Genomic DNA, 12,308 nt, shown 5'->3' with positions numbered 1-12,308 from the left:
CATGTTCTGGTCGGGACGCCAGCTGTCGGCGCAACCATTTCACGGCATCGCGGTGACGCTTTTGCGGCGACAAATTCACCTGGGCATGATGCGGCCCGACGAGCGTCTGCCGCCTGAACGCAAGTTCGCGCAAGACCTGGGCATCTCACGGGTCACATTGCGCGAGGCATTGAGCGTGCTTGAGGAGTCTGGTTACCTGACCACCAAGCGCGGTGCGACAGGAGGGACCTTTGTGGTCTCCGACGAAAGATTGAACGTGATCGCCAGGCGTCACCTGACGTCTGATCCCGCGCGTGCCTGGCGGTGTCTGGAGTTTCTGCGCGCCAATCTTGAGATGGCCGCATCGTGCGCGAGCGAGCGGCGGTCACCATCGGATCTCGCCGAACTGGATCGGCATGTCGATGCGCTGCGTAATGCTGAGAGCGGACCCGACCTCAGGGAAGCCCGGTGTTTCTTCTTCCTGACGATCGGCAGTGCATCGTCAAACACCTTCTTGAAGGAGGCGATCGATTCGGCCATTGAAGGATTGTTCCATCCGATCTCGCACCAGCAGTTCGCCCGAAACCACCGCAAGATCTGCGATCTCTGCGCGGCGCTCGCCGACGCGATCAATCGCCAGGACCCACCGCTGGCGTCATCTCTGTCGGCAGCCTTGACCGACGGTATGGCGGCGATGATGCAAGAAGGCATGGCGCCGCCAAGCGCGGCCAAGACGAGTGCTAGAGCTAAGAAACAGACGAAGTCGGCGTCGGCCACCTGACGCCGCCGTCGTTCAGGCTTTGGCCATCCAGCCGTTGTCGACGTTGATGGCCACGCCATTCAGCGACCCCGCGTCGTCGGAGGCCAGGAACAGCGCGACGTTTGAAACATCCTCCGGTTCACAGATGCGCAGCTGAGCGGCCCTGATATCGTCATCGCTCCAATCGATTCCCAGTGCCTTGAAGGCGTCAATCTCACGCATTCCGTGCGGCGTGTTCACGAAGGCCGGACAGACGGCGTTACAGCGAATGCCCTGTTCGCGATACTCGACGGCGATGTTCATCATGAGCGCCTGCACGGCCGCTTTGGACACACCGTAGATGGCCTCCAGCGGAAAGCCGCGCACCGCCGACACCGACGACATGATCACGATCGACCCACCGCTCTGTTCGATCAGTTGCGGAATGACCCGCTTTGTAACCATGAACGTCGAGCGCACGTTCGTGTCCATGACGCGGTCGAACTCTTCCTCGGTCGTATCCGTGTAACCGCTGACCACCAGCGTGCCTGCGTTGTTGAACAGCAGATTGGCGGGGCCGTATCGCTCGCGCACGTGTGCCAGGCCAGCTTCGATCTGATCGGCGCTGGTCACGTCGGTTCTCTCATACGCCGCCTTTCCGCCTGCGGCGTTGATGTCATCGACGGTCCTTCTGCCGCCTTCATCGTTGATGTCGAGGATTGCCACCGAAGCGCCCTCCGCGGCCAGGCGAACGGCCTGTGCGCGGCCCATGCCGCTGGCACCTCCGGTCACAATGGCGACTTTGTCGCGGAAACGATCCGGTATGATCGCGGACACCGACCCGGCGATCGCCTTTGCTACGTCGTTCAAAACACTCTCCTCCCCTCCGCCGTGCCATAGCGCGGGACCGTTGACATCATCTGCGGCACTGTATTAAGGTCTACAAAATATACCATTAAAATCGGCGTTCGTGTCAAGGCATCGCGACGCGTGGGCGCTTTACCGGCGACGGGTAGGCAGCAGCGGGAGAGAGAGTTGAGCGGAATTACGGAAAGCATGGCGTTGGTGGCGCTGAAGGCCGGCCTTGAAAAGGCGGCCGAGCTCGGCGAACCGTCCAGCGTCTCCATCGTTGATGCCGGCGGAAACCTAATCGCCTTCGCAAGGTCCGACGGCGCGCCGTTCGGCGTCGGCGATATCGCGATCAACAAGGCCTATACGTCAGCGGCCTTTCAGTGCCGGACGGAGGAGCTCTATGAAGACGCCCAGCCGGGCGGCGACACCTACGGCGTTGAGGTGACAGGCAACACGCGACCGTATGTGTTGTTCGGCGGTGGCATTCCGATCATGCGCGACGGCGTATGCGTCGGCGCGGTCGGCGTATCGGGCGGACCGGTCTCCGCGGACCTCCAGATCTCCGCTGCCATGGCCGAGACGTTGCAGGGCTGACCATCAAGCCGGGGACGCATAGATCTCCGGCAAATCCCAGAACAGTTAAGAAAGGGAGGAAGACCATGACCATTCGTCTAAGTATCGCGCGCACCGTGATTGCCGGCGCTCTGTTCCTTGGCGTCGCCGCATCGGCCAACGCACAGTCCGTTCCGGAAACCGACGACCCCATCCGTCTGGCAATGAACGAGTGGACGGGCCAGCACGTCAACACGACCGTAATCGGCGAGGTGCTGAAGGGCATGGGCTACAACGTCGAATACGTGACCGCCGGCTACTATCCGCAACTAACCGCGCTGGCCAACGGCGACATCGACGCCACCATGGAAATCTGGAGCTCCAATATCGGCGAAGCGTTCGACGACGCCATGGATTAGGGCAACGTTCAGATTCTCGGCGAGTCCGGACTGAAGCCGCAGGAGGGTTGGTGGGTGCCGGCCTACGTTGTTGAGCAGTGTCCGGGCCTGCCGTCCTGGGAGGCGCTGAACGATTGCACCGACCTGTTCTCGACGCCTGACACCTTGCCGAGTGGCCGTCTGGTCGACTATCCGGCCGACTGGGGCGACACCAATGCCCGGCGTATCGAGGCGCTGGGCCTGGACTATCAGTCCATTCCCGCGGGCAGCGAGGGCGCCATCATCGCTGAGATCAAGAGCGCTGTGGAGCGCGAGGCGCCGCTTCTGGTCATGTTCTGGGAACCCCACTGGGTTCATGCCCAGATCGATCTGGAACGGGTCTATCTGCCCGACTACTACGACGGCTGTCACGACGACGCCTCGCTCGGGCTCAACGCCGATGCGACCTACGACTGCGACTGGTCCGGCGTCGAGATCTACAAGGTCGTCAACAAGAGCCTGGAGGACACCCACCCAGGCGCTTGGCGCGCGATCGAGGTTTATCAGATCAGCAATGACGAACAGGCCATGATGATGTCGGAGATCGACGACAAGGGCCGTGATCTGATGGAGGTGGTCCAGGAATGGATTGACAACAATCCGGACCGGGTTAAGTCCTGGATCGATCAAGCCACGATGTAACGGAGGGGCCGGCTCGACCCGCAGCCGGCCTCACCCTTCAAATTAACACACGGGGGAGGAGACGATGTCCGTCGGTATCATTGGTCTCGGCAACATGGGCGCGGCCATTGCCGAAGCATCGATCCGCGCCGGTCACGATCTAGCGGTCTGGAACCGAACGTCCGAACGCGCCCAGGCGTTTGAGGGCCGCGCCATGGTCGCCGACTCCCTGGGCGATCTGGTCGCCAAGGCGGATCTTCTGGTCTGGGTCCTCCTGGACTATGAGACGACCGAAGGTGTGTTGCGGTCGTCGGGCATCGAAGGCGATATGGCGGGCAAGACAGTCGTCCAACTGTGCAGCGGCACGCCCGAGGAGGCGCGCGCCTTCGGCAAGACGGTCCGTGCTCTTGGTGCCGATTATCTTGACGGCAAGATCTTCACCTATCCGGCGCGCGTCGGCGACGCCATGTCGCGGTTCGCCTACTCCGGCGACAAGGCGGTCTATGAGCGAAGTGCCAAAGTGCTCGAAGCCTATGGCGGTCGCTCCGCCTGGCTTGGCGCCGATGACGGTTTCGCCGCCGCCGCCGATCTCGCCTGGTTGTCCTATCTCTACGGCTCGATGTCTGGTCTGTTTCAGGGACTTGCCTTCACCCGGGCGGAAGGCTTGCCCGACGACGCCGTCTTCGGTTCGGTGCCGTCCTGGCTGGTCGAGATTGATGCCGAGGCAGCGTACAGCAAGCAACTCGTCGACCGCGGCGACTTCCACGGCAGCCAGGCGGCACTCGATGTGCACCTTGCCGCCATGCAGCACCTGTTGGAAACGGCGCGGGCCAGCGGTATCTCCCATGCGTTTCCCGCGATGATCGCAGAGGTGTTCGGTGAGGCCGTGAAGCGCGGCTACGGCGATCAGGAAATCACTGGCGGTCTGGACGTCTTCTGCAAGCCCTGAAGCCGCTGGCGGCAGGTCATCGATCACCCGTCGGCGTTGAGGCGCGGCCAGCAGCCCGGGCCTTGGCAAGATGAACGAGAGTCGCGCCGCTCTCGTAGTAGAGCGCTTTCACGGTTGAGAAACGCTCATGGTGGAGGTCTTTGATCGGTAACGGAAAGGCGCTCTCGTCTCCCGATGAGACCCAGGTTGCCGCTGCCTTGCCAAACACTGTGCCGGGACCAATGCCGCGGCCACTGTAGCCATAGATGCCCACGGCGTTGGGTCCAAGGCGCGAGACGCGCGGCAGATGGTCGGCGGTCATCGCGATGCGTCCGTACCACGCATGCTCAAAGTCCATATGCGATAACTCAGGATAGAGTTCCCTTAGCTTGCGGCGCGCCCAATCCTTGTGGACTTCTCCGCCGAAGCTATCGAGATTGCCAACCGCGCCAATGATGAGGCGTCCCGCGGTATCCCGGCGGAAGGACGACATGACGGTGTCGGTGTCCCAGCAACCTTCGCCGCCCGGCAAAACATGTCGGCCTTGCTCGCCGCCAAGCGGCGCGGTTGCGCACTGAAAGTAGTGGACGGGTGTATAGGTCGCGGGCTGGCCGTTCCGGGTGTCGTAGGCGTTGGTCGCTTGAATGAGATGCTTTGCCGTGACCCGGCCGCCAGCTGTCTGCGCAATCCAATTGGCCCCATCGTGATGGACGTGTGTCACGGGTGAACCTTCGAACAGGCGCGCGCCCGCGGCCGTTGCCGCACGGGCCAAGCCTTTGACATAACCGAGCGGTTGGATCGTGCCGGCGCGGCGATCCAACAGCGCCCCATGAAACCGTGTGGTTCCCGTCCGGCTCGCCGTCTCGTCGGCGTCAAGCAGGTCGACGGGCGCCTGGCGGGCGCGCTGCTGCTCATGGCGCCGTTGCAGATCCGCCAGGCCGCGCCTGCTGTGGGCGCAGTGAAGGGTGCCGTGACGCGTCGCTTCGCAGCTGATGCCGAAGCGCTCTATCAGGGCGAACACCTCCGCCGGGGCGCCGGCGAGTGCGTTGTTTAGACGTGAGCCGATTTCCTTGCCAAGTTGCTCTTCAACGGAGTCAGGCGGCAGCCAAAGCCCCGCGTTGACCAAACCAACATTCCGTCCGGACCCGCCGTAGCCGACGGTCCGCGCTTCAAGGACACATACGTTGGCGCCCGCGTCAGCCAGATGAAGGGCCGCCGAACAGCCAGTGAAACCGCCTCCAACTACGACGACATCGGCGGCGATGTCGCTTGATAGGCTGGGCACAGGAGAAGGCGATCCGACGGTGTGCCGCCAGAGACTTGATTCTCCCGTCATGGTTCGCACCCCTTCGCCAGCACCCTGTCTGTTATGTCAATGCGAGTTGGCACGGTGACCCGATCTGCCCATACAATGCGTTACCTTCATGATTTCCAAGTATACCAGCTTCGCGTGAATGCCATTGAGTTTTGCTTGCAAATAGCGGTTTTGCGTTTCGATTGACGGCAGGAGCGTTGTCTCTCGCTGCACACAGAAGATCCGCTTGGTGAGGGCTGATGAAACGCGCTCTCGGGCATCGTCAGATGCTGGGTTCGAGCGTTCTGTCAGTGAAAGTCTTGCTGCGGTTGTGAGACTGATGGCAACCATAGAAAACGCCGCCCAACCAAGCGAAAGACCACGTTCCAGATTACTGTCGTTCCATCATGCAGGTTACGGGATACGGGCGACCGCTACGCATAACTGAATCTGTCTCAAGACCTGGATCGCAATTCTCAGTTGACGCCGTGCATGCCACAGGCTCCAAGATCAGACGTCATTGACGATGGCGCGATTGCGATGAAGTCATGAGGGACGTTGTGACCACGCGGGGTCATTCCGATGATGTGTCGGCGATAGCCAACGGCCATTCGCGGTGGGCCGGTCGACGTATCTGGATCCGTTTAGCGTCCTCCTCCTAAGCGTAGAAGAGCCTTGCCGATCCGACCGAACGTTGTGTGGATGGTGAGCGATCATCAGCCGCACGGTAATCGCGGCCGCACAGCTATGTCATTTGCCGTGCAATCCAGGATGGCGCGAGAGGGAACACGTTTTGTGCAGGCGCGCACGGTGTTGCCGGTTTGCAGTCCGGCTCGCGCTCCCATGCTGACCGGTGTTTACCCACACCGCCACGGCCTGACCGAAAACGATGGGCGCTTTGGCGGCCGCGCCGAACTGGACCGAGATGCCTGGCTGGTTCACCATCCACTGACAGAAGCCGGATACCGGTGCGCTTGGTTCGGCAAGTGGCATCTTGATCAGCAGCGCTCGGCGCAAGCGTATGGTTTCGAGGGCTTTTCCCTTCCAGGCTATGGATATCCCTATAGCTCGCCGGCTTACCGGGACTACCTGGACCGCGCCGGGATCACGACACCCGTAGCTAGGGTTGAGATGCCGGGCGAGTCCGGGCGCCAGATTGGTTCCAAGATCGCCTTGGTCGAGATGGACGACTGGTTCGATTTTGAAGCCGGCGTTTCTCGTCTCGATGGCCCCGCCGAAGCACACGAAGCCTATTTTGTTGCGAGCTTGGCATCGGATTGGATTCGCGCAATCGGTGACGAACCCTTCTTTTTGCGGGTCGACCCTTGGGGTCCGCATCCGCCTTACCTTCTGGCACCTCCTTACTGTGCGGCGATCGATCAGATCGATGGCCAAGCGGACCTGCCGCTCAACGTGACGATGTGCCTTGAGCGACGTCCCGCGCATCACCGGTCCTATCGCGATTACTGGCAGAACATGTTGCGTTTGCATCGCGAGGGTTGGCGGTGCATGGGCGCCGCGGCCCTCGCGCACGCTGCGTTGGTTGAGGCCGCGCTGGCAACCGTTCTTGAGGCCCTCGACGAAAGTGGCGTGGCCGACGATACGATCGTCATCTTCACGGCCGATCACGGTGATGCGGTGGCATCAAACGGTGGCGTCGCCAACAAGGGCGGTCTTATGGTTGAAGAAACCATGCGCGTGCCACTGTTGATCCGCGGGCTCGGGTTTGAGCCGGGAGATGTGTGCGATACGCTCGTGTCGAATATGGATATTGCTCCGACAATTCTGGAGTTCTGCGGGCTGAGTTGCGGGGCCGATATGGATGGTCAAAGCCTGGTCGGAATCGCCAACGGGGATACAACATCCAGGCGCCAAGGTCTGTTGACGGAGCACTATGGGCTCCATGAGCGCGTCGTGCAGAGGGCATTCTATGAGGACCACTGGAAACTCGTCGCCCAGCAGGATGGTTTTCAGGAGCTATACAACCTCGAAACCGATCCCTACGAAATGAACAACCTGGCCGACTCTCCGGCTCAGATCGAGACGCTGCGGCATATGAGATCGGGTCTCGTTGAGGCTGCGATCGCAAGCGACGATAAGGAGATTGGTCTCTTCAAGAATCTAGATACGGAACATTCGTCATGAAGGCTGTTGCGTTTATTGGACTCGGCGTCATGGGCCTTCCCATGTCGAAGAACCTCGTCGCCAGGGGTCTTGATGTTCTTGGCTGCGATATCGCCGGGCCGTCCCGCGACGCCTTGGTGGCTGCCGGTGGACGTGCCACGGCGCCGGAGGCGTTATCGTTTGATGGATGCGAGGCGGTGATCACGATGCTGCCGGAAGGTGCTCATGTCCTTGATGTCTATGAAAGCACCGTCTTTCCTCTAGCGACGCCCGACATGGTGTTGATCGATTGTTCGACGATCGATGTTGAAACAACCCGATCGTTAGCCACCGAGGCAGCGGCCAAAGGGCTGGCGATGATCGACGCGCCGGTTTCCGGCGGCCATGCGGCAGCCGGGATCGGACAGCTGAGCTTCATGATTGGCGGCGATGATGGTGCGGTGGCCCGCGCCCGTCCGCTGTTGGAAGAGATGGGTACCAAGCTCCAGCACTTTGGCGCCAGCGGCGCGGGACAGGCGGCCAAGGCCTGTCACAACATGATCTGCGGCATCACGGCCATGGCGGTCTGTGAGGGTTATGCCTTGAGCCAAGCTCTGGGACTCGACGCCAAGCAGTTTCATGCCCTGTGCAAGGGCGCGGCGGCACAGAGCTGGACCCTGGAGAACCGCTGCCCGATCCCTGGCGTCGCGGCCAATGTGCCATCCAGCAACGACTATCAACCGGGATTCGCCGCACGACTGATGGCAAAGGATCTGCGCCTGGCTCAGACGGCGGCCAAGGCCGTTGGCCAGGAGACGCCGTTCGGCGCGGAAGCGGCGCAACGGTTCACGGACTTCGCGGCAGGCGATGACGGCGACCTCGACTTCTCGGCATACTATCGAACCTTGCGTCCGGAGAGCTAAATGGCGGAGAACATCGCTGACATCACATCAGCCGCGACCTTGCTGGAAGCCCGATTGCCGGCGGACGGTGTTGCCGCCTGTTTCATCGACGGCCGCTGGCACTGGCCCGAGAGCGGCGACACGCTGACGGTCGAGAATCCCTCGCGCCGCGCGCCCTTGGCGAAAATCGGTCGCGGCACGGCGCGCGAGGTCGATCTTGCCGTCGACGCGGCGACCGCGGCCTTCCCTGCATGGCGGGCGCTGGCGGCAAGCGAGCGCGGCCGCATGTTGACCGAACTCGGCGAGCGCTTGATCGCCGATGCGGAGGAGGTGGCGCGACTTCTGGCGGCCGAGACCGGCAATGCCATCAAGACCCAGTCGCGCGGTGAGGTGATGGGCGCGGCCGGCGTGTTGAAGTACTACGGCGGCGTCAGTGTCGAGCAGAAGGGCGAGACGCTGCCGCTGGGGCCAGGCATCTTCAGCTATTCGACGCGCGAACCTCACGGTGTGGTCGGCTCGATCATACCCTGGAACTCGCCGCTGCAACTGGGCGCAGTCAAGATTTCGATGGCGCTTGCCACCGGTAACACGTTGGTCTTGAAACCGGCCGAAGACGCGCCGCTCGCGGTCCTGCGTCTGGTCGAGATGGCCGCCGATATCTTTCCGCCCGGGGTCTTCAATGTGGTGACCGGTCTGGGTGAAGAAGCCGGCGCGGCGCTGGCGCGTCATCCCGGCGTTGCCAAGGTCTCGTTTACCGGGTCCTCGGAAGTCGGCAAGCTTATCGCTCACGCCGCCGCTGACCGCATCGCCAATGTCACGCTGGAACTGGGCGGCAAGAGCCCGTGCATTGTATTCCCCGACGCGGCGGAGGAACCGCACCTCGACCAGACCGTCTCAGGCATCATCAACGCGATGCGCTTCGCCCGGCAGGGTCAATCGTGCACGGCGGGGTCGCGCCTGTTCGTGCACAGGTCGGTCTGGGATACGATCATGCCCCGGGTCGCTGAAGCGGCGGCGGCGATGAAGGTCGGCGATGCGCTTGACCCCGACGCGGACATCGGCGCGGTCATCAACGGCGAACGTTATGGCGCCATTCGCGCCTATGTTGCTGAAGCCGAGGCCAGTGGTGCGGCCTTTCTGACCGGCGCAACGCCGCCAGACGATCCGCCGGGTTACCAGCCGATCCCGACCGTGATCACGGGGCTCGACAACACTTGGCGCATCGCTCGCGAGGAGGTATTCGGCCCGGTCCTGGTCGCCATCCCCTGGGATGACGAAGCCGAGGTGGTCGCCATGGCGAACGACACCCACTACGGTCTCGCCGCGTTTATCTTCACCCGCGATGCCGCGACGATCATCCGCATGAGCCGCGCCATCGACGCCGGATGGGTGCAGGTCAACCAGGGGGGCGGTCAAATCCCTGGCATGTCCTATGGCGGTACCAAACAATCCGGTATCGGAAGCGAGTACTCAATCGAAGGCGCGCTGGAGGCCTACACCTTCCGCAAGTGCGTGACCATCGCGGTCGATCCCTGATGACCGCAGACCGCTTCGGCAACCGGATTGATCCGAGCGTCGGTTACGCGCGAGGCGCGCTGATCCGATCCAGCGCCGATGAGGTCAGGCGACTGCGCCATGGACAGTCGCTCGCCGGCGCGCGGGTAATGGATCAAGGCGCCGACAGTATCGGCATCTTCACCGGTAACTCCCGCGCATTCCCGCTGGTTGGTGATGACGTCTCGGTGCTGTGCGAAGAGTGGATCGGCCCTGGTCTCTTCAAGGACCGGCTGCGCGACGTGGCAGTCGCGCATCTTGGCGGTGGTGGTGACGATGATGCTGCCGTCTTCAATCGGACCAGTGCCGGTCTTGTGGCCTCCGTCTTGGCGCTTTCAGATAAGCGGCCTGTTGTATCGGTCGTGCCGGACGGTGATCGTTCACATGCCTCGGTCATGCGCGGTTGCCGCCTGGCCGGGGTGCCGTTGGTGGAGGTCGAGGGATCGTCGGATTGTGCCGATGCCATTGATAAACATCGGCCGGGCCTTGTCGTCGTGACCACGGTAACGAGCGCGCTGAACCGACTTGACGATGCGCGTAGCGAGTCTGCGGTGGCGGCAGCCAACGAGGGTGGCGCCGTCACCTTGCTGGATGAAGCCTACGGCGCAAGGCTGCGCCCGGTACTGCATGACGGGGCGCCTGGTCTTTCCCTGGGCGCCGATCTCTCCATCACCAACGCGGACAAGGCCGGGCTCGCCGGACCGCGGGCCGGTGTCATGGCTGGATCGACGGACGCCCTGATACCGGTCGTTGCGCAGGCGGCAGAGCTTGGCATGGAAGCCCGCGCACCAGTCGCCGCAGGCGCCATGCGTTCGCTCGAGTCCTTCGACCCCACGATGCTGCTGGACGAGGCGCGCGACGGCCGCGCCATTGCCGACGTCTTGGCCGGCATGTTCGGAGAGGATGTCGTGCAACGGTCGGACCTTGGACCCATGATCGATGAAGAGGATGTCCATGCGATCGTGATGGCGCGTGCCGATATCGAGCGCACCGCCATTGTACCGGCGGAGATGACGGCGGCCCTGGGCATGTTGCTGTTGCGTGACCACGGTGTCCTGACCACCAACTCGCACGGCCAGCCGGGCGGGCGCGTATCGCTCAGGCTGAAGCCGACGCCCGGCGCGGTCGCACGCGTCGGTGGCGCCGCCGTGTTGGGCGATGCGGTAAGCAGCGCCATCGATGTCGTCGCGGAAAAGATCGGCGATCCCGGATGGTTCGCAAGGCTGATGTTTGGGGACGACGCATGACAACATCCCAAGATGAACTGGCGCGCCTCGACGACCGTCTTGACCGTCTCGCCAATCTCGATATCGGCAACCGGGGTGTCGAGTATCTCTATGAAGCCTCGCGTGCGCTTGAGGGCGGGTCGCTCGTCGGCGCTGCTGCCGATCGTCTGCTTGCCGTGCCGCAAGGCGGTACCGTCGTCATCACCACCGGGTCTGTATCACGTGCGTGGATTACGCCGGAGGTCGGTGAGAACGACGGGCCGTCCGGAGCCGCCGCTATCGTGCGCGCGCTCGTATTGGCGCGCAATGTCACCTGCGTGGTGCTGGCGGAGGAGGCGCTGCTTCAACCGCTAGGGGCGGTCATGACGGCCGCCGGACTGACCTCTGTCGACTTCCAGACTGCGCGTGCGGCCAGCACCGATGGCAGCTTGGCAACCGTGGTCATGCAGGCCTATCCAACCGACGATGAGGCCGGTGCTGATCGGGCGCCGGGTATGCTCGATCACATCAAACCCGACCTGCTGTTCTCGACCGAGCGGGTTGGCCGCAACGAGAAGGGCGTCTATCACAACATGAGCGGGCGTGATTACGGCATGGGGCGTGCCCGTGTCGACCTGCTGTTCGATGAAGCGATCGCGCGCGGTCTGCCGGTTGTCGCCGTCGGCGATGGCGGCAACGAGATCGGCATGGCTAGGGTACGCGATGCCGTTGTCGCCCACGTGCCGTATGGAGACCGCTGCCAGTGTGGCTGCGGTGGCGGCATCGTCGCTGTGACCGGTGCCGACGTTCTGGTTTCAGCGGCGTGCTCGAATTGGGGCTGCACGGCGATCGTGGCCGCGATGGCGGCGCGCACCGGTAACGCGCGTCTGCTTCATACGCCCGAAGCCGAGGGTCGGCTGCTCGACTGCATGGTGGCGAACGGGCTCATCAACTCGACCCATGGCGTTGTCGACGACAATGTCGACGGTATCGCGCGCGCGAGCCACATCGCCGTTGCCGAACTGTGCCGGTCGATCGTCGCGCCGGTGCTTTGACCGGCCGCGTCTACGTGGATGAAATCTTCCTCTGATAACCCGCGACTTTTGGAATTGTGCGGCCTCAACGGCGGCACCTATCGTCAC

General features: G+C 62.8%; 10 protein-coding genes and 1 pseudogene. 9 read left to right on the top strand and 2 right to left on the bottom strand.

The genetic code is table 11. The annotated features are described in order from the left end of the window. Position 1 precedes the first annotated feature (1 nt). Positions 2–760 (top strand): GntR family transcriptional regulator, encoded by a 759-nt coding sequence (locus tag AAF563_03340; protein MEM7120284.1) that lies wholly within the window; start codon positions 2–4, stop codon positions 758–760. 12 nt (positions 761–772) lie between these two features. On the opposite strand, the gene AAF563_03335 is transcribed toward AAF563_03340, so the two are convergent. Continuing rightward, positions 773–1,588 (bottom strand): SDR family oxidoreductase, encoded by an 816-nt coding sequence (locus AAF563_03335; protein MEM7120283.1) that lies wholly within the window; start codon positions 1,586–1,588, stop codon positions 773–775. Between the two features lie 165 nt (positions 1,589–1,753). On the opposite strand from AAF563_03335, the gene AAF563_03330 reads away from it, so the two are divergent. The 3 genes and pseudogenes from AAF563_03330 (at position 1,754) to AAF563_03320 (ending at position 4,129) form a co-directional block, all read left to right on the top strand. Further along, on the top strand, positions 1,754–2,164 hold the full coding sequence (locus AAF563_03330) for a heme-binding protein (protein ID MEM7120282.1): 411 nt from the start codon (positions 1,754–1,756) through the stop codon (positions 2,162–2,164). Continuing rightward, a pseudogene (locus tag AAF563_03325) lies at positions 2,077–3,201 on the top strand (ABC transporter substrate-binding protein). The gene AAF563_03330 and the pseudogene AAF563_03325 overlap by 88 nt, the downstream one beginning before the upstream one ends. A 64-nt stretch (positions 3,202–3,265) precedes the next feature. Then, positions 3,266–4,129, top strand: a complete 864-nt coding sequence (locus tag AAF563_03320) for an NAD(P)-binding domain-containing protein (protein ID MEM7120281.1) — start codon at positions 3,266–3,268, stop codon at positions 4,127–4,129. A 16-nt stretch (positions 4,130–4,145) separates the two neighbouring features. On the opposite strand, the gene AAF563_03315 is transcribed toward AAF563_03320, so the two are convergent. Continuing rightward, positions 4,146–5,444, bottom strand: coding sequence for an FAD-binding oxidoreductase (locus AAF563_03315; protein MEM7120280.1), 1,299 nt, complete (start codon positions 5,442–5,444; stop codon positions 4,146–4,148). Between the two features lie 654 nt (positions 5,445–6,098). On the opposite strand from AAF563_03315, the gene AAF563_03310 reads away from it, so the two are divergent. Genes AAF563_03310 through AAF563_03290 form a run of 5 tightly spaced genes read left to right on the top strand, consistent with a single transcriptional unit; the run spans position 6,099 to position 12,221 of the window. Next, positions 6,099–7,547 carry a sulfatase-like hydrolase/transferase gene (locus tag AAF563_03310; protein ID MEM7120279.1) on the top strand — a complete coding sequence of 483 codons (1,449 nt, stop codon included), beginning with the start codon at positions 6,099–6,101 and terminating at the stop codon, positions 7,545–7,547. Beyond that, the gene (gene mmsB, locus AAF563_03305) at positions 7,544–8,428 is read left to right on the top strand and encodes a 3-hydroxyisobutyrate dehydrogenase (GenBank protein ID MEM7120278.1); all 885 of its coding nucleotides are present in this window, start codon (positions 7,544–7,546) and stop codon (positions 8,426–8,428) included. The genes AAF563_03310 and mmsB overlap by 4 nt, the downstream gene beginning before the upstream one ends. Then, the gene (locus AAF563_03300; protein ID MEM7120277.1) at positions 8,429–9,943 is read left to right on the top strand and encodes an aldehyde dehydrogenase family protein; all 1,515 of its coding nucleotides are present in this window, start codon (positions 8,429–8,431) and stop codon (positions 9,941–9,943) included. Beyond that, complete coding sequence (locus AAF563_03295; GenBank protein MEM7120276.1) at positions 9,943–11,208, top strand: selenocysteine synthase; 1,266 nt, start codon at positions 9,943–9,945, stop codon at positions 11,206–11,208. Before AAF563_03300 ends, AAF563_03295 begins: the two co-directional genes overlap by 1 nt. Further along, complete coding sequence (locus AAF563_03290; GenBank protein ID MEM7120275.1) at positions 11,205–12,221, top strand: glutamate cyclase domain-containing protein; 1,017 nt, start codon at positions 11,205–11,207, stop codon at positions 12,219–12,221. Before AAF563_03295 ends, AAF563_03290 begins: the two co-directional genes overlap by 4 nt. Positions 12,222–12,308 lie beyond the last annotated feature (87 nt).

Source organism: Pseudomonadota bacterium (assembly GCA_039028155.1).
Classification (GTDB): domain Bacteria; phylum Pseudomonadota; class Alphaproteobacteria; order SP197; family SP197; genus JANQGO01.
Note: the sequence above shows the minus strand (reverse complement) of the source record. Positions and strands in the feature narration are given on the sequence as shown.

Excerpts from the sequence above, each read along its gene's own strand:
- AAF563_03315 (MEM7120280.1), bottom strand. The coding sequence starts at position 5,444 with ATGACGGGAGAATCAAGTCTCTGGCGGCACACCGTCGGATCGCCTTCT.
- AAF563_03295 (MEM7120276.1), top strand. The coding sequence starts at position 9,943 with ATGACCGCAGACCGCTTCGGCAACCGGATTGATCCGAGCGTCGGTTAC.
- AAF563_03300 (MEM7120277.1), top strand. The coding sequence starts at position 8,429 with ATGGCGGAGAACATCGCTGACATCACATCAGCCGCGACCTTGCTGGAA.
- AAF563_03320 (MEM7120281.1), top strand. The coding sequence starts at position 3,266 with ATGTCCGTCGGTATCATTGGTCTCGGCAACATGGGCGCGGCCATTGCC.
- mmsB (MEM7120278.1), top strand. The coding sequence starts at position 7,544 with ATGAAGGCTGTTGCGTTTATTGGACTCGGCGTCATGGGCCTTCCCATG.
- AAF563_03340 (MEM7120284.1), top strand. The coding sequence starts at position 2 with ATGTTCTGGTCGGGACGCCAGCTGTCGGCGCAACCATTTCACGGCATC.
- AAF563_03290 (MEM7120275.1), top strand. The coding sequence starts at position 11,205 with ATGACAACATCCCAAGATGAACTGGCGCGCCTCGACGACCGTCTTGAC.